This window comes from Desulfovibrio sp. ZJ369, assembly GCF_011039085.1.
In the GTDB taxonomy this organism is placed as follows: Bacteria; Desulfobacterota; Desulfovibrionia; order Desulfovibrionales; family Desulfovibrionaceae; genus Desulfovibrio.
The window spans coordinates 1-20997 of sequence record NZ_JAAKEI010000038.1 but is presented as its reverse complement, the minus strand read 5'-3'; the positions used below and the strand labels follow the sequence as shown (position 1 = coordinate 20997).

At 57.9% G+C, this 20997-nt stretch carries 20 protein-coding genes; 11 read left to right on the top strand and 9 right to left on the bottom strand.

Annotated features, from left to right (window positions below; genetic code table 11):
• Positions 1–492 precede the first annotated feature (492 nt).
• The 7 genes from lnt to G7Y51_RS10830 all read right to left on the bottom strand — a co-directional run bounded on the left by lnt (position 493) and on the right by G7Y51_RS10830 (position 8418).
• Positions 493–2076: an apolipoprotein N-acyltransferase gene (lnt, locus tag G7Y51_RS10860; protein ID WP_241160226.1), complete on the bottom strand. Its 1584-nt coding sequence runs from the start codon at positions 2074–2076 to the stop codon at positions 493–495.
• A gap of 23 nt (positions 2077–2099) precedes the next feature.
• Positions 2100–2984 (bottom strand): hemolysin family protein, encoded by an 885-nt coding sequence (locus G7Y51_RS10855; RefSeq protein WP_165177383.1) that lies wholly within the window; start codon positions 2982–2984, stop codon positions 2100–2102.
• A gap of 78 nt (positions 2985–3062) precedes the next feature.
• Complete coding sequence (locus G7Y51_RS10850; RefSeq protein ID WP_241160225.1) at positions 3063–3275, bottom strand: hypothetical protein; 213 nt, start codon at positions 3273–3275, stop codon at positions 3063–3065.
• Between the two features lie 71 nt (positions 3276–3346).
• Positions 3347–5242: a tRNA uridine-5-carboxymethylaminomethyl(34) synthesis enzyme MnmG gene (gene mnmG, locus G7Y51_RS10845; RefSeq protein ID WP_165177381.1), complete on the bottom strand. Its 1896-nt coding sequence runs from the start codon at positions 5240–5242 to the stop codon at positions 3347–3349.
• A complete protein-coding gene (locus G7Y51_RS10840) occupies positions 5235–6473 on the bottom strand; it encodes a M20 family metallo-hydrolase (RefSeq protein ID WP_165177378.1) in 1239 nt (412 codons plus the stop codon). Before G7Y51_RS10840 ends, mnmG begins: the two co-directional genes overlap by 8 nt.
• 192 nt (positions 6474–6665) lie before the next feature.
• Positions 6666–6929, bottom strand: coding sequence for a PxxKW family cysteine-rich protein (locus G7Y51_RS10835; protein WP_165177375.1), 264 nt, complete (start codon positions 6927–6929; stop codon positions 6666–6668).
• A 130-nt stretch (positions 6930–7059) separates the two neighbouring features.
• On the bottom strand, positions 7060–8418 hold the full coding sequence (locus G7Y51_RS10830; protein ID WP_165177373.1) for an amidohydrolase: 1359 nt from the start codon (positions 8416–8418) through the stop codon (positions 7060–7062).
• A gap of 200 nt (positions 8419–8618) precedes the next feature.
• On the opposite strand from G7Y51_RS10830, the gene G7Y51_RS10825 reads away from it, so the two are divergent.
• From G7Y51_RS10825 to G7Y51_RS10785, 9 genes are all read left to right on the top strand, one after another.
• Entirely contained in the window at positions 8619–9407 is a 789-nt protein-coding gene (locus tag G7Y51_RS10825) for an alpha/beta fold hydrolase (protein ID WP_165177370.1), read from the top strand.
• Between the two features lie 112 nt (positions 9408–9519).
• Positions 9520–9876 carry a preprotein translocase subunit YajC gene (yajC, locus tag G7Y51_RS10820; RefSeq protein WP_241160224.1) on the top strand — a complete coding sequence of 119 codons (357 nt, stop codon included), beginning with the start codon at positions 9520–9522 and terminating at the stop codon, positions 9874–9876.
• A 514-nt stretch (positions 9877–10390) separates the two neighbouring features.
• Positions 10391–11971 carry a protein translocase subunit SecD gene (gene secD / locus G7Y51_RS10815; RefSeq protein ID WP_165177368.1) on the top strand — a complete coding sequence of 527 codons (1581 nt, stop codon included), beginning with the start codon at positions 10391–10393 and terminating at the stop codon, positions 11969–11971.
• A 149-nt stretch (positions 11972–12120) separates the two neighbouring features.
• Positions 12121–13221, top strand: coding sequence for a protein translocase subunit SecF (secF, locus tag G7Y51_RS10810; protein ID WP_165177366.1), 1101 nt, complete (start codon positions 12121–12123; stop codon positions 13219–13221).
• A 252-nt stretch (positions 13222–13473) separates the two neighbouring features.
• Positions 13474–14532, top strand: coding sequence for a Coenzyme F420 hydrogenase/dehydrogenase, beta subunit C-terminal domain (locus G7Y51_RS10805; RefSeq protein WP_165177363.1), 1059 nt, complete (start codon positions 13474–13476; stop codon positions 14530–14532).
• Positions 14523–16253, top strand: a complete 1731-nt coding sequence (locus G7Y51_RS10800; protein WP_165177360.1) for a polysaccharide pyruvyl transferase family protein — start codon at positions 14523–14525, stop codon at positions 16251–16253. Before G7Y51_RS10805 ends, G7Y51_RS10800 begins: the two co-directional genes overlap by 10 nt.
• Before the next feature lie 283 nt (positions 16254–16536).
• Complete coding sequence (locus G7Y51_RS10795; protein WP_165177358.1) at positions 16537–16959, top strand: hypothetical protein; 423 nt, start codon at positions 16537–16539, stop codon at positions 16957–16959.
• A gap of 109 nt (positions 16960–17068) precedes the next feature.
• Complete coding sequence (gene panD / locus G7Y51_RS10790) at positions 17069–17491, top strand: aspartate 1-decarboxylase (protein WP_165067145.1); 423 nt, start codon at positions 17069–17071, stop codon at positions 17489–17491.
• A gap of 357 nt (positions 17492–17848) precedes the next feature.
• The gene (locus tag G7Y51_RS10785) at positions 17849–19042 is read left to right on the top strand and encodes an integrase arm-type DNA-binding domain-containing protein (RefSeq protein ID WP_165177356.1); all 1194 of its coding nucleotides are present in this window, start codon (positions 17849–17851) and stop codon (positions 19040–19042) included.
• A 114-nt stretch (positions 19043–19156) separates the two neighbouring features.
• Here the strand turns inward: G7Y51_RS10785 and G7Y51_RS10780 are convergent, their stop codons facing one another.
• The gene (locus G7Y51_RS10780; protein ID WP_165177354.1) at positions 19157–19390 is read right to left on the bottom strand and encodes a hypothetical protein; all 234 of its coding nucleotides are present in this window, start codon (positions 19388–19390) and stop codon (positions 19157–19159) included.
• Entirely contained in the window at positions 19387–19734 is a 348-nt protein-coding gene (locus G7Y51_RS10775; protein ID WP_206214315.1) for a hypothetical protein, read from the bottom strand. Before G7Y51_RS10775 ends, G7Y51_RS10780 begins: the two co-directional genes overlap by 4 nt.
• Positions 19735–19937: 203 nt before the next feature.
• On the opposite strand from G7Y51_RS10775, the gene G7Y51_RS10770 reads away from it, so the two are divergent.
• Together G7Y51_RS10770 and G7Y51_RS10765 are read left to right on the top strand one after the other, a co-directional pair.
• Positions 19938–20306 carry a hypothetical protein gene (locus G7Y51_RS10770; protein ID WP_165177350.1) on the top strand — a complete coding sequence of 123 codons (369 nt, stop codon included), beginning with the start codon at positions 19938–19940 and terminating at the stop codon, positions 20304–20306.
• Positions 20307–20546: 240 nt separating this feature from the next.
• Positions 20547–20795: a hypothetical protein gene (locus G7Y51_RS10765; RefSeq protein ID WP_165177347.1), complete on the top strand. Its 249-nt coding sequence runs from the start codon at positions 20547–20549 to the stop codon at positions 20793–20795.
• The last annotated feature ends 202 nt before the right edge of the window (positions 20796–20997 follow it).

Genomic DNA, 20997 nt, shown 5'->3' with positions numbered 1-20997 from the left:
CTTTGAAAATGCTCTGCTGACGCGAAAGCGGCAGCCGCCGCAACGCGGCGTACATTCAGGCGAAAACCGCGTTTTTCGCCTGAATGCCACCTTTGACTTTCATAAAAAGTCAAAGGTAATCTGCTCTAGAGCATTTTGCTTTTGAAATTATTCAATTTCAAAAGCGGCGCTGCCATCATTTCGCGTCCAGAGCGCGGTCTGGACGCTCATTCGGCGCGGGCGTCCGCTCCCGCGGCCGCCAGAGCAATTTCAAAGTGAAATTGCTCTAGTACGGGCCGGGCTGGGGCCGCCAGCGCCGTCAGCCGTTCGCGCACAAGGGGGCGAAAAAGGCTTGCAGCGTTGCGGCGCGGGCCTGCGGTGTCTGAAAGTTCAAGAAAACAGTGTTTAGAGCATGTTCAAAGAGAAAATGCTCTAAGGCGGCCAGGAGCGGCAGCTGCGGCTTCAAAAGACCATACCCCCTCTGAAACCGGGACAAGCCCATTCGTCCGCGCTTCAGTCGTTGCCGCGCGGAGCGTTTTTCGATCCCTTTGGACCGAAGACAAGCAGCGCAATACACAATAAAGCCGCAATGGGCAAAATCAAGGGCGCAATGTGATGATAGAGGCTCGGCGTTGCCACAAGCCCGGCTCTGGCCCACAGGGCTTCGGCCTGAAACTGGTTGCCGCGCATGGTCAGGCGGCCGCGCGGATCCGCTACCGCGGAAATGCCGGTATTGGTGCCGCGCAGGATCCAGCGGTTCTGCTCCACGCCGCGCAGCACGGTCAGGTATAAATGCTGCCGCGCTGCGGGGGTGCGACCGAACCAGCCGTCATTACTGATATCCACCAGTATCTCGGCCCCGTGCTCCACACGGGTCTGGGCAAGCCAAGGGAATATGCCTTCATAGCAAATCAGCATGCCCAGGGCAAGATTTCCGTAGCGCAGCGGCGCGACGGCCGTGCCTGTCTCATAGACGCCCACGCCCTGCAGAAGCGCGGAAAGAAAACCCCAGTTGAGCCAATCCGGCAGATATTCGCCGAAAGGCACCAGATGTTCCTTGTCATAGTGCGCCAGCGTGGCGCCGTCCGGGCCCAGCAAAAAGGCCCGGTTGAAGATTGCCGGTTCCCTGCCCGGCCTTTGCTCCATGCCCGGCGCGCCGAACAGCAGCAGACTTTGGGCGTCGGCCGCCAGTTCCCGGATACGCGGAGCGTGCAGCCGGTCGGTTTCAAAAAAGAACGGCAGAGCGGTTTCCGGCCAGATGATCAAGGGCTTTTGATCCGGGCGCTGCTCCAGAGCCTGTCGGGTGAGCCTCAGGTACAATTCCACGGTTTGCCGTTGAAAGGCGGGCAGCCATTTTTGATTTTGATCAATATTGCCTTCCACAAAGAGAACGGCAAGGCTTTTCTCGCCTGTGGGTTCGGCAATGCAGGGTTGGCCGTGCAGCCGCCAGCCGCCGTAGGCCAGCAGGAGCGCGGCCAGGCCCAGACCAGCGGCCGGGCACAGCCATTGCCGCGCGCCTGTCTTCGCGGCCTGCCTGTTTTGCCGCGTGCCGCGCGCGCCGGGCAAAGCCGGGAGGCAGAGAAGCACGGCCAGCACCCAGAGCCCGCCTGTAGCATAGGCTCCCACCAGATCCGCGGTCTGGATCAGCAAGGGCTGGACCGCCAGAGCGCCGGCCAGGGGCAGCCAGGGAAAACCCAGGGCCAGGGCGTATGCCGCTTCCAGCAGATACCAGATCAAGGCCAGCAGCACGGCGGCGCAGAGGGGGGGCCGATGCCGCAGCAGATGCGCGGCCAGCGAAAACAGGCCGCTTGCGCTGGCCAGGCACGCCGCGATGAACAACGCGCAGGGCACGGCCAGCAGCCAGGGCAGGCCGCCCACATTGTGCACAGGCAAGGCCAGCCAGTAGAGGGCGGCCACGCCGCCCGCAAGGCTGGTGAACCAGCCCCAGCGCAATGCCGTCACGGGATCGGCGGCGCGCCGGCCCAGCAAGGCCAGCGATGCGGGCCAGAGCAGAACCAGCGGCGGCAGACTGAGAAAATCATTGGGAAAACCCAGCCAGACAGCCAAAGCTCCCATCAGGGCCAAAGGCCAGAGCAAGGGTTTTCTCCCCGGCAGGGCGCTCATGCCCCGGTCGCGTCCCCGCCGCCTCGCGCGCCGGAGAAGGTCTGTTCAGCCGCCCCGGCCCTGCCCGCCGGCTCCATGCGCAGGCGGCGGATCAGCTTTTTGTCCGCCTCCAGCACAGTGAAGGTCCAGCCGTCCAGGGTGAAGCTTTCGTCCGGGGCCGGCACATGCCCGGCTTCCATGCTCAGATAGCCGCCGATGGTGTCCACCTCGTCTGAGCTGAGAGCAACGCCCAATTCTTCCAGGTCTTCCAGCAGGGCGCGACCGGTGAGCTCATAGACGCGATCCCCGATGGGGCGGATGTCCTCCTGGCGGGGCGTATCGTGCTCGTCTTCAATGTCGCCCACGATCTCCTCCAGCACGTCCTCAATGGTGATCAGGCCCGAAGTGCCGCCGTATTCGTCCAGAGCGATGGCAATGTGCTGCTTGCGCGCGCGAAACTCCTGCAAAAGCGTGCGGATGGATTTTGTTTCCGGCACAAAAAAAGGTTCGCGCATGACCTGCGGCGCCGTTGGCGCGGCCACGGCAGGATCGATAAGGCAGCGCAAAAGGTCTTTGGCGTGCAGAATGCCCACCATATTGTCGCGGGTGTCCCTGTAGACCGGGATGCGGGAATGGCCCGATTCCACAATGACGCGGGCCACTTCGGGCAAGGGCATGTCGTCGGGCACGCAGTCAATGTCCGTGCGGGGGATCATGGTGTCCTGCACCTGCAGATTATTGAAGCGCAGAATGCCCAGCAGCATGGACTCCTCGTCCGGTTCCACCTCGCCTTCGGCCCTGGCCTCCTGGATGGCTTTTTCCAGTGATTCCTCATCGTCGTGCCCGAAAAATCTGCTCAGGCGCGACCAGATAGTACTGTGACTGTCTGAGCCTCCGTCCAAAATAACCTCCTTGAAAAGTATATTTTTTTCATTTTGCCGGTGCGAAAGCCGTGCGCCTTGCAGCGCCGCTGAACAAACTCACAAAAGTTTTCGCTGTTCCAGATCCATGCGCATGACCCACTGCGTACCGGGCCCCACGCCGCGCGCAGGCGGCGGGCCTTCCTGAATACGGGCAGTGACCACTTCGCAGGTGCACCAGAAAGTAATGAGCTTTTCGTTTTTGTCCATCGCACAGATGAGCAGACAAAGCAATCGGGAACCCGTGTCAAGATCCACAGGTTTTTGAGACATTATATATTCTTCCGTCATCGTCATGGGGCCACCAGGGCAGAAACGTGCAGAAAGGCGCCCGCGACAGAATGTTATGAAAGAGCGGTTTCCGGCGGGCGTTGCCGCCGTGCCGGGCGCAGCAGGCCGAGCTTGTGCAGATGTATTTCCAGGCAGCCCACGGCTGCCGGAGTCACTCCGGAAATGCGCCCGGCCTGTCCCAGATTGAGCGGCCGCACCCGGCTGAGTTTTTCTTCCACTTCGCGGGAAAGTCCGGCCACAGTGGTATAATCCAAGTCCGGGGGCAAGGCTGTTGCCTCCAGTGCCGCCGTGCGCGCGACAAGTTCGCGCTGCCGTTCAAGGTAACCCGCGTACTTGATGTCGGTCTGCACCCGCTCGCGCACCGCAGGGCTCACAGCGGCCAGATCGGGAAGCAGCGCGGTCATACTCTCCAGATCCATGTCCGGGCGGCGCAGCAGTTCTTCCAAGGTGCGCCCGGCAGGGAGCGTATCCGTGAGCGGATTTTCTTTCTTATTGGTTACAACGCGCGTTTGCGCAAGGCTTTGTTTCAGAGCGGCCACGGCTTTTTCTTTTTCCCGGAAGATCCGCCAATGTTCATCATCCACCAGTCCCAGACGGCGTCCCAAAGGCGTCAGGCGCGCGTCCGCATTGTCTTCGCGCAGCAGCAGACGATGCTCGGCGCGGGAGGTGAACATCCGGTAGGGTTCCAGAGTTCCCAGGGTCACCAGATCGTCCACCAGCACCGCCATGTAAGCGGTTTCGCGGCCCGGCAGAAAAGGCGGCAGCTCCCGTTCCTGGCAGGAGATGTTCAGGGCGGCCCACAGGCCCTGGGCCGCGGCCTCCTCATAGCCGGAAGTGCCGTTGATCTGCCCTGCCAGCCAGAGGCCCGGCACGGCTTTGCTTTCCAGGGTGGGCAGCAGTTGAATGGGATTTACATAGTCATATTCGATGGCGTAGCCCGGACGGACCATCACCGCCTGTTCCAGGCCGGGAATATGGCGGAGCATGGCCGCCTGCACATCCAGGGGCAGGCTTGTGGAAATGCCGTTGGCGTAGACCTCGGCGCTCTCAAGGCCCTCGGGCTCCAGAAAAACCTGATGCCGCTCGCGATCGGGGAAGCGGGCCACCTTGTCTTCGATGGAAGGGCAATAGCGCGCGCCCGTGCCTTCAATGACGCCGGTGAAGAGCGGCGAGCGGTCAAAGCCGTCCCGGATGATCCCATGCACGCGCTCATTGGTCCAGGTAATGTGGCAGGACACCTGCCGGAGTCCGGGGCCGGGCCCGTGAAAACTGAAGGCGGGCGGGGGGGTGTCGCCCTGTTGCTCTTCCAGGCGGGAGAAATCAATGGAGTCGCGCAAAAGGCGCGGCGTTGTGCCGGTTTTCAGACGGCCCAGGCTGAAGCCCAGCTCGCGCAGGCATTCGGAAAGACCCAGGGCCGGAGCGTCGCCCAGGCGGCCGCCGGGCAGACTGGTCAGGCCGATGTGGATGCGCCCGTTGAGAAACGTGCCTGTGGTCAGCAGCACATGCCGCGCGGCAAAATGCAGCCCCTGGGCGGTTTCCACGCCTGTGACGCGGCCGTGCCCGGTACTGATCCGTGTGACGGCATCCTGCCAGACGCGCAGGCCGGGCGTGGAAAAGAGCGTTTTTTTCAGCGCGCGCTGGTAGACGTCCCGGTCGATTTGCGCGCGCGTGGCGCGCACGGCCGGGCCTTTGCTCATGTTCAGCGTGCGGAACTGAATGCCCGCGGCATCGGCCCAAAGCCCCATCATGCCGCCCAGGGCGTCGATTTCCCGCACCATGTGGCCCTTGGCCAGACCGCCGATGGCCGGGTTGCAGGAAAGATGCCCCAGGCGATCCAGATTGCCGGTGATCAACAGGACCTTGTGTCCCAGGCGGGCCAGAGCCATTGCCGCTTCGCAGCCGGCATGGCCGCCGCCCGTCACAATGCAGTCAACAGCGGCGTCAGGCATGATCGCAACTCATGAGAATATGGGCGAAAACCTGCGCGTCTTTGAGCGTTGCGCTGACGGAACTGCGCTCGTTGGGCTGGTGGCAGGTATTTTCAATGCAGCTCCACACGGCCGCGGGCAGGCCATGTTGCCGCAGCAGCGCGGCCACGGTGCCCCCGCCGATGCCCATTGGCCGCGCGCGTACCCCGTACACGGCCTGCACAGCGCTTTCAAGAGCTTTGACCACCGGGCTGTCCGCGGGAGTGGCCGACGCCGGCTGGCAGCGTTCTTCCTCCACGGCAATGCTCACGGCATGCCGCCGCGCCACTTCCGCGGCCCGCGTCCGGGCCTGGGCCAGCACGTCTTGCGGATCAACTCCCGGCACAAGGCGGCAATCCACATAAAATACGTCGCTGCCCGGCACGATGTTCACCGCGGGCACATTGGGCTCGTGCTTGCTGGGCACAAAGGTGGAGCAGGGCGGGCTGAAAAGCGCATTGCCTTGCGGAAAAACCTCGTGCAGCGCGTGGCAGGCCAGCGCCATTTCAGCCCCGGCCAGAAAGGCGTTGCGGCCTTTGTGCGGCGTGGAGGCGTGGCATTGCGCGCCGCTTACCCGCACTTTCAGCCAGAGCGTGCATTTTTCGGCCACCTCAATGGCGTCGGCCCGGCGCGAACCCGCGTCAGGCACGATAAAGAGATCCTCCGGGCTGAAAAGCCCGGCAGCCTGCTCCAGCAGGTATTCCATGCCGTAGCGGTTGCCTGTCTCCTCGTCGGCCATGAAAACCAGACCCAGGGCAAGCCCGGGCGTGAGGCGCAGCCGTTGCAGCTCTTGGGCCAGCACAAGCATGCTGACCAGGGCCTGTTGGTTGTCTTCCACGCCGCGCCCGTAGAGCATGTCGCCCTCGCGTCTGACCTGCCAGGGGTCTGAGCTCCAGGCTGCCGGGTCGCCCGGAGGCACCACGTCCGTGTGGCCGAAAAGCCAGAGCGTGCGGGAATTCGCGCCGGGCAGACGGGCGATCAGATTGGGCCGCAGGCCGCCGGGCACGCGCGGATCGGGCGCGTCAAAGCGCAGAAGGTCGGTCAGGCCGCAGTCTGCAAGCCAGCTGGCGATCAGGCGGGTTTTTTCCGACTCGCCCGGGCCGCCGTTGTCCGGCCCCAGAGCCTTGCAGGCCGTGAGCGCGCTCTGCAGGGCAAAAACGCGCTCGCTCTGTTGCGCAAGGCCCTCCAGCAGCTTGTCCAGATCGTGATGCATCGCGCTTCCGCCGTGTCGTGAATATCAGAAAAGAGGCCGCTTGCGCAGCCTCTCCCAAAAATGTTTTCCAGCGATGGATTTTCGTTGCCAACAAGAAAGGCGACCATTTTGCGACGGGAGTGGAAGCTTTGATCCATGACCGGAGCAAAATGAGAAGTCTGCCGCAGCCGGCGGCGAAAAGACGCGCTGGAACTAGCGGCCTTTGGCTGCGCGCTTGGACGCCTTCAACGGGTTCACCTTGGCTGCGGCGGCTGTCTGAGCCTTGACGTGGGTGGCGAAATTGCAACGGCCGCCGGCCCATTTGCGCGCAGGGATCGGGTAGCTGGAACAGAATTCCTGCCCGTCGAATTCGCGCACGCGATCGCAGCCGCTGCACTGTTCCACCACCGGGGAAACGACAAAGCCGTTGACCACAACGCCTTCAGCGGTTTTGGCGGCATTTTCCAGAGGACTCATAACACAACCTCCATGCTCGAAGCGCGGAACCACGCTTATTGACTGATGATGCAAAGGGATGTCAGCGGGCACACGGCGCTGATCGGGATGCGTAAATATAGTGTAATGCCGCAGGCTGTCAAGAGCGGGGTCACGCTCTTGCCGGATCCGGGCTGGCGGGCGCTTTTTCCGGCAGCCCGGCCGCGCGGCGCACGAAACGGCGCACAGCGCTCATTTCCCGGCAGAGGGCCTCATAATCGAAACGGGAATAGCGCCCGTCCTGATACAGTATTTCTCCGGCCACCATAGTCATGCGGACTTCCATGCCCGTGGCCGCGTAGACCACCTGCGAAGCGGCGTTGTACAGGGGCTGGAGATTGGGGGCGGCAAGATCCAGGGCAATGCAGTCCGCGGCCTGGCCCGCGGCCAGCGAGCCAAGACGCGGATCGTGCATGGCCGCCGCGCCGCCCAGGGTGGCCATATCCAGCACGCTTGCCGCGGGGAGCAGGGTGGGATCGCCCCCGGCCAGTTTGTGCAGCAGGGCCGCGCGCGCCATTTCGCTGAACATGTTCAATTGGTTGTTGCTGGCAGGCCCGTCGGTGCCCAGGCCCACGGCAAGACCCCGCGCGAGCATTGCAGGCGCCGGCGCAACGCCTGAGGCCAGCTTCATGTTGGACGAGGGATTGTGCGCGATCACAGCGCCCCTGGCGGCCAGCAGATCCAGCTCATCGGGCTCCACGTCAACCGTATGGGCCAGGGTGCAGGGCAGATCCAGCAGGCCCAGATCCCGGCAGAGCGCCACAGGCCGTTTGTTGTGGGCCTTGAGGCAGATTGCGGTTTCCTCGCGGGTTTCCGAGAGATGGATATGCAGGGGCAGGCTGCATTCCGCGGCCAGGGCCCGGCAATCCCTGAGGATTTCCGGCGTGGTGGTGTAGACGCTGTGGGGGTTGACGGCCACGCGCAAACGCTCGTGGCCCGCGTACATTTCCGCCAGGGCGCGGGTGGCGGCCAGAGCCTCGGAAGGTCCGGCGCAGGCCGCCGAAGGGAAGGCGAAAACCGCCTCGCCGCCCAGGCAGCGCAGTCCGGCCGTGTGCGCGGCCTGAAAGACCGCCTCTTCAAAAAGATACATGTCCACGCAGGCCGTGGTGCCGGTGCGCAACATTTCGGCATAGCCCATCAGGCTGCCCAGGCGCACGATTTCCGGGGTCAGCCGCTGCTCCACGGGAAAAATGCGCCGTTTGAGCCAGTCCATGAGCGGCATGTCGTCGGCAAGGCCCCGCAGAAGGGTCATGGCCGCGTGGGTGTGGGCATTGACGAGGCCCGGCAGAACGAGCATGTTGCCCAAATCAAGCTCGCGTTCGGCTTCCCAGGCGGCAAGGATTTCGTCGCGAGGCCCCACGGCGGCGACGCGGCCCTGCTCAATGGCCAGGGAAGCGTTTTCCAGGATACGGCGCTGGGGATCCTGGGTCAGAATCAGGGCGGCATGAACAAGCGTATGACAGTGCGGCATGGGAAGCTCGTGGAAGTTAGAGACGCAAGGGCCGGAAGTCCCTGCCATAGCTCCAAGCCGGCCGGGAATCAAGAGCGCTTTTTTCGTGGAGCGCAGGCGCGGCCTGTTGCGCTGATCCCCCTGCCTGATCCGCCCGGCGCGCAGCGCTTTTTTGCAGGGCAGCAAGCGCGCGAGCCGGTATTTCCTTTTCCGGAGGTCTGATGCATTGTTTGCTGCTGCACGGCATTGCGGGCAGTCCCTTTGAAATGCGACTGCCTGCCGAGGCGCTGGAGGCCGCGGGCTTTGGCGCGCATACCCCGGTGCTGCCGGGCCACGGCAGCACCGAAGAAGCCTATCTTGCCGCTGATTTCGCCCAGTGGCGCGCCTTTGCCCGCGCCGAGTACGCCCGCTTATGCGCCCGTGAACCCGTGCTGCTGGCGGGCTATTCCCTGGGCGGCATTCTGGCTCTGGATCTGGCTGTGGGCGCGGCGCGCGGGGAGCTGCCGCCGCCTGCCGGGATTCTGGCCCTGGCCACGCCCTTGTTTTTTCACAAGTGGCATCCCTTTTTCCTGGCGGATCGCCATTTTCTCTTTCTGCCGCTTCAGGCCCGGCTGCGGCCGGTGCTGCGTCTGCCCCCGCGCGATGCCGCCTCGCGCGCCGTGGCCCCCTGGCAGGGGCACGAGCGGATCTGCTCGCTGCGTCATTTTCTGGAAATCGAGCGCGCCCTGCCCGCCATTCGGGCCGGTCTGCCCCTGATCCGCGCGCCGCTCTGCATTGTGCAATTGCGCAGCGACAGGAGCTGCCATCCGTATAATGCCCTGTACCTGGCGCGGCACAGTGGCTCAGCGATCATGCAACTGCACCTTTTGCGCGTGAACAGCCCCCGGGGCGGCCATTTGCCGACCACCCATCTGGAGAGCCGCGAGCGGGTGGCGGCGCTTGCGGCGGCCTTTGCCCGGGAAGTGGCGGCAGGCACAAAGGCTTGCAACTTTACGCGCCAGAGGATATAGAGTTGCGTTGTCACTTTGAGTAACCCGGTCTTCGACGGAAGGCTGAGCGCTGCCGCTTCTGCCGGCAGGCTCCCCCGCGAGGCCTCAGCCACACACCTTATGGAGGTGCGCCTTGTTTGAATCCATAGCTTTTGCCATGGGCACTCCCCAGGCCGGGGCAGCCCCGGCCAGCGGAACGGATATGCTGATGCAGTTCCTGCCGCTGATTTTGATGTTCGTTATTTTCTGGTTTTTGCTGATCCGCCCCCAACAGAAGCGCGCCAAGGCGCACAAGCAAATGCTCGCCGAATTGAAACGCGGGGATCATGTGCTGACTTCCAGCGGTTTGATCGGCCGCATTCTTGAAATCGACAACGAAGAGGTCATGCTGGAATGCGGCGACGCCAAGTTGCGCATTTCCCGCGCGGCGATCGGCGGCCTGCTGCCGGGCAGGGGCGGCAAGGATCTCAAACCTGAAGAAAAGAAGTAAACGCGGGCCCGGTCGCGCTCTTTCCCGGAGCAGCTTGCCGGCATGCGGTTTTGCTGCCGCAGCAGGCTCCGGGAATTCGGCTCAAAGCCGCTCTTTTTTTGCCGCGTTCCGGGTCTGCCCGGCGTTTGCCGGCGTTTTTCCCTTGGCGGGCGTCCTGCAAGACGTGGCCTGCCAATGCGCCGGTCAGTTTTGCAGGCCCTGCTTGCAGGGGCGCTTGCAAGCGGGGGTGGCGGAGCAAGACCGCAGACAGCCCGGTCCGGCCGGGAAAATGGCCGTAAGGCGGCTGTGCGGCCCGTGCTTGCACGGCAAAGCGCGTTTTTACACGCCTGATCCGCAAGGGAGGGCTTTGGTCCTTTTCCAAAAAAGCCACAGCTTGCAACGGCCGCAGACGGGCAGCGCCTGAAGGGAACGGCCGGAATCACGCTCTGCGCGCCGTGGAGCGAAGCGTTTTGAAATTTGCTCTTTTTCAGGCCCGCGCGGCGCGCGGGCAAGTCCTTTGTTCGGAAGGTGTACGATGGGTCTGCGCTGGCGCTTGTCCATAGCCGTTTTGGTGTTTGTGTTGTGCCTTGTGTACGCGCTGCCGAGCCTGCCCGGCATCGGGCAGGCTTTGGAGCGCGTGCTGCCGTCCAGCAGGATCAATCTCGGTCTTGATCTGAAGGGCGGCATCCATCTCACGCTCGGTGTGGATGTGGCCAAAGCCGTGAGCAACTCCCTGGCCCTGGCCGGGCAGGATCTGCGCCGTCTGGCCCAGGATGAAAAGATCGTCGTGCTGCGCCCGCGCGTGGTGGGCGGCACGGCCCTGGAATTTGTTCTGCCGCGCGCTGAAAATGAGGCGAAACTCCAGGAAATCCTCAAACGCCATTTCCCCCAGCTGGATGTGGGCACGCCGCAAAGGGGGGAGTCCGGGCAGTTGCGCTATGTGGCGCACTTTACCGAAGTCGAGGTGAACCGTCTGGAGAGCCTGGCCCTGGATCAGGCCCTGCGCACCATCCGTAACCGCATCGATCAGTTTGGCGTGGCGGAGCCTGACATCCGCAAGCAGGCCGGGAACCGCATTCAGGTGCAGTTGCCCGGCATTTCCGATCCGCGCCGCGCCGTGCAGATCATCGGCCAGACGGCCCATTTGGAATTTCATCTTGTGCGTGATGACGTGGATCCGGGCAAGGCCGTGCTGCCCACAGGCGTGATCGCCTTGCCTCTGCTTGAAAAAACGCCCGGCGGCACGCAGAAGGAAGAGCTGATCGCCCTGGAAAAGGACGCCATGCTCACGGGCGAGGACGTGGCCGACGCGAGGCCCGCCTTTGACAACATGAACAAGTCGTATGTGACGCTGAATTTCAATGCCCGGGGAGCGCGCATCTTTGAGCGCGTCACCACGGAAAACGTAGGGCGTCGCATGGCCATTGTGCTGGACGGCAAAGTCTACTCCGCGCCGGTGATTCGTGAACGCATCGGCGGCGGCCGGGCCAGCATTTCCGGCAATTTCACCACAGCCGAGGCTCAGGATCTGGCCATTGTGCTGCGCGCAGGCTCGCTGCCCGCGCCGGTTTCCGTCCTTGAAGAGCGCAGCGTGGGCCCCTCCCTCGGGCAGGAATCCATTGACAGCGGCATTCGCGCGGCCCTGGTGGGCGCGGCGGCCGTGGTGCTCTTCATGGCCTTGTATTACGGGCTCAGCGGGCTGATCGCCGACCTGATGCTCTGCTTCACCATGCTGATGGTCATGGCGGGCATGGGGGCCTTTGGCGCTACCCTGACTCTGCCGGGCATTGCGGGCATAGTGCTGACCATCGGCATGGCCGTGGACGCCAACGTGCTGATTTACGAGCGCATCCGGGAGGAACTGCGCCACGGCCTCACACCGCTGGCCGCGGTGCGGGCCGGTTTTGACCGCGCCGCCATTTCGATCACCGACTCCAATCTGACGACCATCATCGCCACGGTGATTTTATACCAGTTCGGCACCGGGCCCATCCGCGGCTTTGCGATCACGCTCTCCCTGGGTATCATTGCTTCCATGTTTACGGCCATTTTTGTATCGCGGGCCATTTTTGAGGGATGGGCGCGCCATTGCGGCAAAAAAGGCCTGAGCATCTGACGCAGGTTTTGCCGCTCCGGACGCGACCGGCGCACGGCAAGCCGCGGCCGGACCGGATCCCTGCCGCGGGCCGCGTTGCGCCAGGCCGTTCCTGCGGCGGGCGACTTTGAGAACACATATATTTCCGGACGTCGGTTCGGGAGGCACGCATGGCTTTCGCATTCATCAAGCATGACACGCACATAGATTTCATCGGCAAACGGCATTGGGCCTACGCTCTCTCCATTGTGCTTTTGCTGGCCGGGCTGGCCTCGACGCTCTGGGGCAACGGGCTCAAGATGGGCATTGACTTTGCCGGCGGCGTCATTGTGCAGGTGCAGTTCGACCAGCCCGTGGATGATCAGGCTCTGAAAAAGAGCCTGGATATTCCTGCCTTGCCCGGCATTGCCACCCAGCGCTTTGGCGAGGGCGGGCGCGACTACCTGCTGCGTTTTTCCAGCGTGGAAAACGCGGACGCCTCGGCCTTGCGCACCAATGTGATCAATACTCTGGCCGCGGCATTCCCGGACAATCCGGCTGAGATCCAGCGTTTGGAAGTGGTGGGGCCCAAGGTGGGCGATGATCTGACCAACAAGGCATTGGCCGCGCTGTACTACGCCACATTGCTGATCGCCGTGTATATTTCCGGGCGTTTTGAACAGCGCTGGATGGCCGGCGCGATCATGGCCGCGGCTCTCTGGGGCGGCATGTATGTGCTTGGTTTCACGGGCCTCGGCATGGGGTGGCTGGTGCTGCTGGCGCTGGCGATCACTCTGGTGGTCTGCTTTTTCCTCCGGCTCAATTTCGCCCTGGGCGCAGTGGTCGGGCTGCTGCACGACGTTTTCATCACCGCGGGCCTGCTTTCGATCCTGAATGTGGAAATTGATCTCAATGTCATGGCTGCCTTGCTCACCCTTGTGGGTTACTCGCTCAACGACACGATCATTGTTTACGACCGCCTGCGCGAGAATCTGCGCACGGCTCCCGACCTGACTATGGCCGATCTGATCAACAAAAGCATCAATCAAACTCTGTCGCGCACCATTTTAACCAGCGGCACCACCTTTGTGGCCACGCTTTCGCTCTTTCTGCTCGGTGGCGGGGTTATCCACGATTTTGCATTGACCATGCTGATCGGCGTCTTCGTGGGCACGGCGTCCTCGATCTACGTTTCCTCGGCTATTTTGCTTGCCCTGGGAGACACCGAATTTTATGCCCGGGCTCAGGCAAAAGAAGCTTATGAACGTCCCGGGGAACATGGCGTCGTCTAGAGCATTTTCACTTTGAAAATGCTCTGCTGACGCGAAAGCGGCAGCCGCCGCAACGCGGCGTACATTCAGGCGAAAACCGCGTTTTTCGTCTGAATGCCACCTTTGACTTTCATAAAAAGTCAAAGGTAATCTGCTCTAGTTTACCCGGCTGGATTCTCAATGGGGATGAGGGCGAACACTTTCCCAATCGCCAAGTCATAGGGTGTTCCCCATCCCTACACGCATACGGCTGTGATCAGCAAAGGAATGTGAATGATAAAGATGCATAACACCCAATGTACAGGATGTACTGCATGCTTTGCAATATGTCCAACAAATGCTATATCTATGGAACCAGACGAGGAAGGCTTTCTTTTTCCTGTTATTGATGAAAATTGTTGCATTAACTGCCATAAATGTGATGATGTCTGCCCCCTCGAAAACCCGTGGAAATACGAATATCAGGATTATTGCTACTTGGCTACCAGTGCGAATAATGAAGAGCTTGCGTACTGCAGTTCAGGAGGCGTATTCCCCATTCTTGCAAGATATACTTTGAATAAGTCAGGAATTATCTGTGGTTGCATCCTCGATCAAGATTGTACCGCCAGGCATGTGGTAAGCGACGATCCAAAAGTAGTCCGCGCCATGTCCAAATCAAAATATGTGCAAAGTGACATGGGTGATTGTTACCAACAGACAAAAAGTCTGTTGGACAAGGGACGTTTTTTGTTGTTTTCCGGTACACCGTGCCAGGTAGGCGGATTGATGTCCTATTTGGGGAGGGAGTATAAAAATTTATTGACAATGGATTTTGCCTGTCACGGCGTTCCTTCCCCGCTCTTCTTCAAAAAATATGTGACCAACGTAAAAGCAAAAAATCCTCATGTCAAATCATTCTGGTTCCGTAACAAGTCGCGGGGGTGGTGCCAAAGTGTATCCATGACGTGGCTGGATGAAGATGGCAATGAAATCCAAAGAATAGCAAATTTGGAAGATTCGTATCTCAAAGAATTCATAGAAAATAATTCACTGCGCAAATCCTGCCCGCAATGCCATTTTTGTACTCCCCAAAGAAGCTCAGATTTTACGGTAGGGGATCATTGGAATATGGGCAAATCGCCTTTCTATAATCCTTTGGGAGTTTCTTTTATTCTCTTCAATTCCCAAAAGGCATTGCATTGGCTAAAGGAGAACGAAGACGAGTTCCAGACACTGGAACGAATTTCCCTGAAAAACGTGGGCCAACCACATTTTTGGCGTCCATATTTTCGTGGGAAAAATCGCAAGCAGATCTTTACAGCATTAGCTGAGGGAAAGATATGCCAATAAATAATTGTGATAAGCCAATCGGCCTTTTTAGCTTTACCGGTACAAATAATTACGGTGGCGTTCTCCAAAATTATGCATTAAGCAAGCAGATCGAAAAATTGGGATATTCATATGAGCAAATATTCCTTTTCGGTTCTCGTAATAAGAACTCACCTTTTTATAAATTTAGGAAACGTTATTTTCATCTTACGGAACCTGTATTCACGTTTTCTCACTGTTTGCAACTCAATGATCGGTATGATACAATTGTTACTGGATCAGACGTTGTTTGGCTGCAGCGAAGTCTGGCGTCAGAAATGGGTATGCTCGCATGGGCAAGCGGGAACAAAAACTTAGTGTCCTACGCTGCCAGTTTTGGTGAAGCATGCTATACTGGTGATATAACATATGACCTTATCGCTGCAATGTTATCAAGATTCAATGCTGTATCTGTACGTGAAGACAAAGGTGTAGATATTTGCAAGTCACTTGGAGTTGCCGCGCAACACGTCTTGGATCCATCGTTGCTCCTTGACGTGAAAGAATACGAAATGCTTATTGAGAATTTTGACGGGGATTTGAGCGTTCCTGACGATTATATATTTTTTTATGATGTATGTTTATCTTCGCCAGAAGCGATACAACTAATAACGGAAAAATTTGCCAGATATGGCAAAACACTCATTACTGGAGCGTGTTATGATCGCAGTACACTTGCTCCAGAACAATGGCTAAATCTTATCAGAAATGCTAGGTATGTTATTACTAACTCTTTTCATGGCATGTGTTTTTCATTGATTTTTAAAAAGGACTTTATTCATATCCATCACTCATGCTGTAATTCACGATATGATAGTTTATATAATTTATTTGGACTCAACAAAACAGCACATTTATTGTCAGAAATCGATCCATTGCTTATAGAAAATGAAGAAAAAATAAATTTTAATGATGTTGAGCATAGACTCAAATCGTTAAGAAAGAGCTCCGTCAAATTTCTTGCTGATGCGTTGGCGCTTTCTCCTACATACAAACCTCGATTTTTGGATAATGAGTTATGTAAAAAGAAGATTTTATTTTTTGACTCGAAAAATGAGCCATCTATAGATGAAAACGCTCTTATTTCTTGGGCTGACGAGCATCCATTTGATCCAACCATGAAATCTCCAACACGAGATTTGTTAAAGTTATCTATAGATTTAAAAATGGATGCCATGTTTTATGCCTATGAAACAAAAGATCACAAAGTTTTAAACGAGCGAGCTGTGGCAAGATCCCTGCTTCTTGCTCATGCAAAAAGAATTCTCAATTCCGATGATTTTGCCAAAGTGAGTTCAGATTATCTCTATCAGCTGGATCCGCATAAGCTTCAAGTTTTTTTAAACAGCACTCTGCACCAGTTGCACAGTAAAGCGTTTAAGAAACGAATTGAAGAACTTGGTAATGCAAAAGTTTATATTTTATTCTCTGTTAATTTTAGTACGAAAATCTATTCTTATGCCAAGGATTTTCTTGTAAATCTTAATCCGCAAGCATTTCTTCATTTGCTGCCAGCTCCGTCCAAGTATGCAATCTTTAATGAAAAGACAATCCCTGTATTTGACCTGTTGCCTTTCATCAAGGTTGCGCCACCATTACCAATCATTGCGTTTGGAACGTGTACACACTATATGATTCCATTGCTTAAATTTTGGGGCTGCACAAATGAAGTAATCCCTTGCGCCTTTTGTAGCCCATCATGACAGCTTACTTCTGCTCCGGTTGAGAAGCGGTAACAAGCTGTTGAAACCTTACACCTTGAAGATCCGGGGGCTGCCATGCTCTTTGACGACAAGAATACACATTTGGGAGGGTATTAGTCCGTGTGGCCTGGAGTCTCATTTTCGGAATTGTTGCAAACGCTTCCCAAGTCCGCGTCTGGATCAACTCTTGAGTTTTTCTGCAACGTAGTGTAGCCATTTAGGAAACAACGGGCGTGAAATGCCCGGCCTTTCAGTCGGGCACACGCAAGCATCGGGGGCATCCATGCCGCAGGTTGCAGCACGCATTAACGACGATCAAGAACGCTGGCTCAAAGATTACTTCCGCACCAAAAGCGCCGGAGCGGAATTTATTCTGCCGTGGGCAGTGGATACCTTTTTCCGGGCCGTGACTGCTATCAAGCAGATGTTCAGCGCAGCCGAATTGAAGACCATTGTCGAGGCTCACAAAGATATGAAGCTGATGCCTGATCACACGCGCCTGTCCTACCTTTTGCTGCAGGTCACCGACGCGTGCGAGCTCAACAACGTGCATTTGCGCCACGGGGCCAGCAAAACCAGCCTGGAATCAAAACTCAAAGGCCTGGACGATACGCAGGCCACGGCTCTGATGGTCTGGGCTTCGGCTTTCTGGGTCAGCCGCAGTTGCTCTGCGGAGAGCCTTGACGAGTATATCAGAAGCTACTGATCACCCCGCGTTTTTTTGCGCGTTCCAAGGCCGCATGCGCGGCCTTTTTCAACGTCCGGCCCTGTTGCGGGCGAATCCCTGCTTCACAGTCAAACAAAGGCGAGAACCGATGATTAAAATCATGCGGGCCAAATTGCACGGCATCCATGTGACCGGCTGCGCCCTGAACTATCACGGCTCGATCACGCTGGACCCGCAGCAATGTGCGCTGGCAGGGATTTATCCGCTGGAATTTGTCTATATCTGGAACAAGAACAACGGGCGGCGTCTCTCAACCTATGTCATTTACGGCGAACCCGGTTCAAAGTGCTGCATTTTGAACGGCGCAGCCGCGCGGCATTGCTGCCTGGGAGACGAGGTGATCATCTGCGCTTTTGAATACGTCAACGATCCCGCGGAGATTGCTTCACGAAAGCCTGTGGTGTTGACCTTTGCCGACGACAACACGGTGCAGGAGCGTTTGCTCTACGCGGTGGGCGGCAAGCCGGACACAGGCTTTGAATTCAGCATTCTTTCCTCGCCGCTGCATTAGAGCGTTTTTTGATTGAAGTTGCCTAACTCGTTTCAGGAAGTCCAAAGATGTCTGTTTAGTATGTAATTTCAATATGTTAATCGGACATCTTTGCCTTATCCCATCCACAAAAATCCACCTGCATCCACAAAAACCGTTGGTAGACGTGTTGGTAGTCTTTTGGTAGGTCTGGGCTGTCAATGACGGCGTTTCCCAAGGTCGGGCAGTGCTGCCCCCGACCCTGGGAAACTGAGCGGGGTTCCCCTCTCAGCTACCGGCATATTTCTTGTAATATCTTGTATCAAAAGGTTTTTTCAGAAATATGTTGGTAGCAGTCAGTCCAGCCGTACCAAGAAACACCACTCTGGAGGTGGCCGGATGAAACTGACCGACACATTCATACGGCATGTCACAGCCAACGGCAAGATTCAGAAGCACTCGGACGGCGGGGGGCTGTTTCTCTACGTCACGCCCACGGGTAAAAAGTCATGGCGGCTGGCGTACCGCTTCGCGGGCAAGCAGAAGCTCATTTCCCTTGGCCCGTATCCGTCCGTGGGCCTGCGCGAGGCGCGGGACAAACGGGAAGAGGCCAAAAAGCTGCTGCGGGAGCATATCGATCCCAGCGAGGCCCGGCGGCAGGCCAAAGAAGCGGCGGTGGAAGCGGCCCGCAACTCTTTCGAGGACGTGGCGCGCGAATGGCATACCAGGTATTCGCCGAAGTGGATCCCCGCATACCGAAAAACAGTCATTCGCATTCTGGAGGAAAACCTCTTTCCCCACATTGGCAAACGTCCCGTCAACGCCATTACGCCGAGGGAACTGCTGGCCGTTCTCCGGCGGGTGGAAGAACGGGGCGCGCTGACCATAGCCCACAAGGCGCTGCGTGATGCCGGACGGATTTTCCGTTACGCCGTTGTCACCGGCAGGGCGGAACACGACATTGCCGCCGATCTGCGCGGCGCTCTCGCCCCCACAGCCAGCGGCCACCATGCTGCCATCACTGACCCCGCCGCCGTGGGCGAACTGTTGCGCAAGATCTACTCCTATGAGGGGAACTTTTTCATCTCCCGCGCCCTGCGTCTTGCGCCGCTGGTTTTTGTCCGTGCCAATGAACTGATCCGCGCGGAATGGGAGGAAATCAACCTTGAGGCGGCGGAATGGCGCATTCCGGCGGAACGGATGAAGATGAAGCAAATCCATGTCGTGCCGCTTTCGCGTCAGGCCCTGGCAATTTTCCATGAGCTGCATGAGAAAAGCGGCGACGGACGCTTTGTCTTTCCGGGCAACCGGGCGGGAAACGACGGCCCCATGTACAGAGGAGGCCCGTTGCGCGTCCTGCGGCAACTCGGCTGCGCCACCGGCGAACATACCTTCCACGGCTTCCGGTCAATGGCGTCCACCCTCCTGAACGAGCTTGGCTATAACACAGACTGGATAGAGCGCCAGCTTGCCCACTGCGAGCGCAACGGCGTCCGCGCCGCGTACAACTATGCCGAGTATCTGCCGGAGCGGCGACGCATGGTTCAGGAGTACGCTGACTATCTGGATATGTTACGCGGAAAAGTACGATAGACGGGATAAAAAGCAAGACACGCCCCCGCCCCCCCCCCCTGTTCCAGAGATTCCGTCTCGGACAGGGGCGCTCTTTTATCTGTGCTAACTGTTTATGTTTTATAAAAGTCCCACTCAACACCCAATAATTTTTGTTTGTTTTGCCGCCTTTTCCCCATTTGTTTTTTGAGGATCGGCAGGATTTTTTCCCGCCGCTGACCATTCCGTAGGATCTGGGGTTGTCGCTTTCCACCAAAAGCGCCTTTTCCCGTCATCAGGCAGGTAGTTGATCAAGGCAAAAGACCCCTTGCTTTTTCCCACGCCGCATTTGCTTCCGCCCACATAAAGAATCGACGCGTTTATGTTCACAACTTCTTATCCGGCAAATCCGGCACGATGAAAGATGTTCTTGCCGGAGCCGGTGGTTTTTGCGGGGGAATTTCCTTTTTTTGTGCAGGAGCAACGTCCGCGCTGTCCGCAGTTTCAGAGAAAAATTTCTGGATAAGGTATGCGGGAATGATGATGCTTTCATTCTTGAGCAGCTGACTCAGTTCTTTTGGGCTGTAGCCTTTTTTGAGAGCGTTCCTGAAAGCTTTTTCCAGAAATTTGGCTGCGTCCGGCCTGGTTTTTCCGTATTTTTTCTTCGGCAAATTCATGAGCAGTTTCTTCGCCTTCGTGAGCTGTTCCATGCGTATTGTTGCGCTTGAAGCCATGTTTTTTGCCTCCTTTGGGAAGATCATAGCCAACCGGCAGTAAAGATAAAATTTTGCATAAATCTACCACTACACGATACGGGGTCGCCGTGGCAGGATGGAAGTTGTGCTACACGCACAACTTCCATCCTGCCAAAGGGCTGACGCCCTCTGGACACCCGAATGCTCGGCGCTGCGCTTCTCGCATTCCAAAGGCAAAAGACATGAAAGGCAGAAAGACGGAGGACGGCGGCCGGAGCGCCGCCAGAAAATGGGTAACGATCCGTGTTGCCGATATGGAAAAAGCACGCCTGATGGAGCAGGCGGACATCGCGGGACTGTCCCTGTCGGAATACGCGCGACGGCGTTTTTTCGGCGGAACGATTGCGGCCTGCACTGACGTGAAAACAGTGGGAGAACTGCGGCGGATCGGCGGTCTGCTCAAGCACAATTTTGCAACGCTTCGGCAGGCAAAAGCTCCGCGCGGCATTATGGAAAAGCAGGAAGACGCCCTGCGGAAACTCGTGTGCTTGATTCAAAAAATCGGCATGGCCCTCGATGATCGTCAAAAAAATCAAGAACCGGAAAATTGAAAAATCGAAGTCATGGCAGATAGGCGATTGGGGGGATGACCTCATTGCCTGATGCGCGACGGAGAGCGGAATTTCTTTGCGCTCAGGCCGAAAAAAGCGCGTGACGGCAAGCCGCGTTTTGCAGTTTGGTTGCGGGAGCGGGGACTGAGGCGGGAGGCCGAACGCTGGCGCTACCGTGCGGCGCTGGAACAGGAGAGACTCAGCCCGCCGCCGCGAGAACCGGAGCAGGGAGCGGACGCCATGTGGGAGCTTGCGGAGTTCAGACGGTATGCCGAGGCGGTCAATGCGGAACGCTACCGTGTGACCTGTATCAAAATGGACGAGGACGGCGGGAAAAAGACTTTCATTATTGATCGGGAATACGCGGAAGCGGCTCGGGGAAAGTGTGCGCGGCCTCGCGTCATCCCCAGCGCCAGACCCGGCGATCCGGCCAGAGCCTGCTATGCCCACCTGGACAACATCCGCCGCCATCTGACCATTGAGGACTAGAGCAATTTGACTTTTATTTTATTTAGAAATCGTTTAGATTGCAGAGATGAAATTTGCATCTAAAGAAATCCGAACCAAGGCTGTTCATGCGTATCTTGATGGAAAAGCAACAGCCAGGCAATTGGCAGATATTTTAGGTTATACCCCGGCTAGCATCTGCAATTGGGTCAGAGCTTACCGTGAAAACCAACGATTATCAGCC

Bases quoted from the DNA above. Each gene is read 5' to 3' on its own strand.
- G7Y51_RS10850 (WP_241160225.1), bottom strand. From the start codon at position 3,275: ATGTCTCAAAAACCTGTGGATCTTGACACGGGTTCCCGATTGCTTTGT.
- mnmG (WP_165177381.1), bottom strand. From the start codon at position 5,242: ATGCCTGACGCCGCTGTTGACTGCATTGTGACGGGCGGCGGCCATGCC.
- G7Y51_RS10840 (WP_165177378.1), bottom strand. From the start codon at position 6,473: ATGCATCACGATCTGGACAAGCTGCTGGAGGGCCTTGCGCAACAGAGC.
- G7Y51_RS10835 (WP_165177375.1), bottom strand. From the start codon at position 6,929: ATGAGTCCTCTGGAAAATGCCGCCAAAACCGCTGAAGGCGTTGTGGTC.
- G7Y51_RS10830 (WP_165177373.1), bottom strand. From the start codon at position 8,418: ATGCCGCACTGTCATACGCTTGTTCATGCCGCCCTGATTCTGACCCAG.
- G7Y51_RS10825 (WP_165177370.1), top strand. From the start codon at position 8,619: ATGCATTGTTTGCTGCTGCACGGCATTGCGGGCAGTCCCTTTGAAATG.
- secD (WP_165177368.1), top strand. From the start codon at position 10,391: ATGGGTCTGCGCTGGCGCTTGTCCATAGCCGTTTTGGTGTTTGTGTTG.
- secF (WP_165177366.1), top strand. From the start codon at position 12,121: ATGGCTTTCGCATTCATCAAGCATGACACGCACATAGATTTCATCGGC.
- G7Y51_RS10805 (WP_165177363.1), top strand. From the start codon at position 13,474: ATGATAAAGATGCATAACACCCAATGTACAGGATGTACTGCATGCTTT.
- G7Y51_RS10800 (WP_165177360.1), top strand. From the start codon at position 14,523: ATGCCAATAAATAATTGTGATAAGCCAATCGGCCTTTTTAGCTTTACC.
- G7Y51_RS10795 (WP_165177358.1), top strand. From the start codon at position 16,537: ATGCCGCAGGTTGCAGCACGCATTAACGACGATCAAGAACGCTGGCTC.
- panD (WP_165067145.1), top strand. From the start codon at position 17,069: ATGATTAAAATCATGCGGGCCAAATTGCACGGCATCCATGTGACCGGC.
- G7Y51_RS10785 (WP_165177356.1), top strand. From the start codon at position 17,849: ATGAAACTGACCGACACATTCATACGGCATGTCACAGCCAACGGCAAG.
- G7Y51_RS10775 (WP_206214315.1), bottom strand. From the start codon at position 19,734: ATGGCTTCAAGCGCAACAATACGCATGGAACAGCTCACGAAGGCGAAG.
- G7Y51_RS10770 (WP_165177350.1), top strand. From the start codon at position 19,938: ATGAAAGGCAGAAAGACGGAGGACGGCGGCCGGAGCGCCGCCAGAAAA.
- G7Y51_RS10765 (WP_165177347.1), top strand. From the start codon at position 20,547: ATGTGGGAGCTTGCGGAGTTCAGACGGTATGCCGAGGCGGTCAATGCG.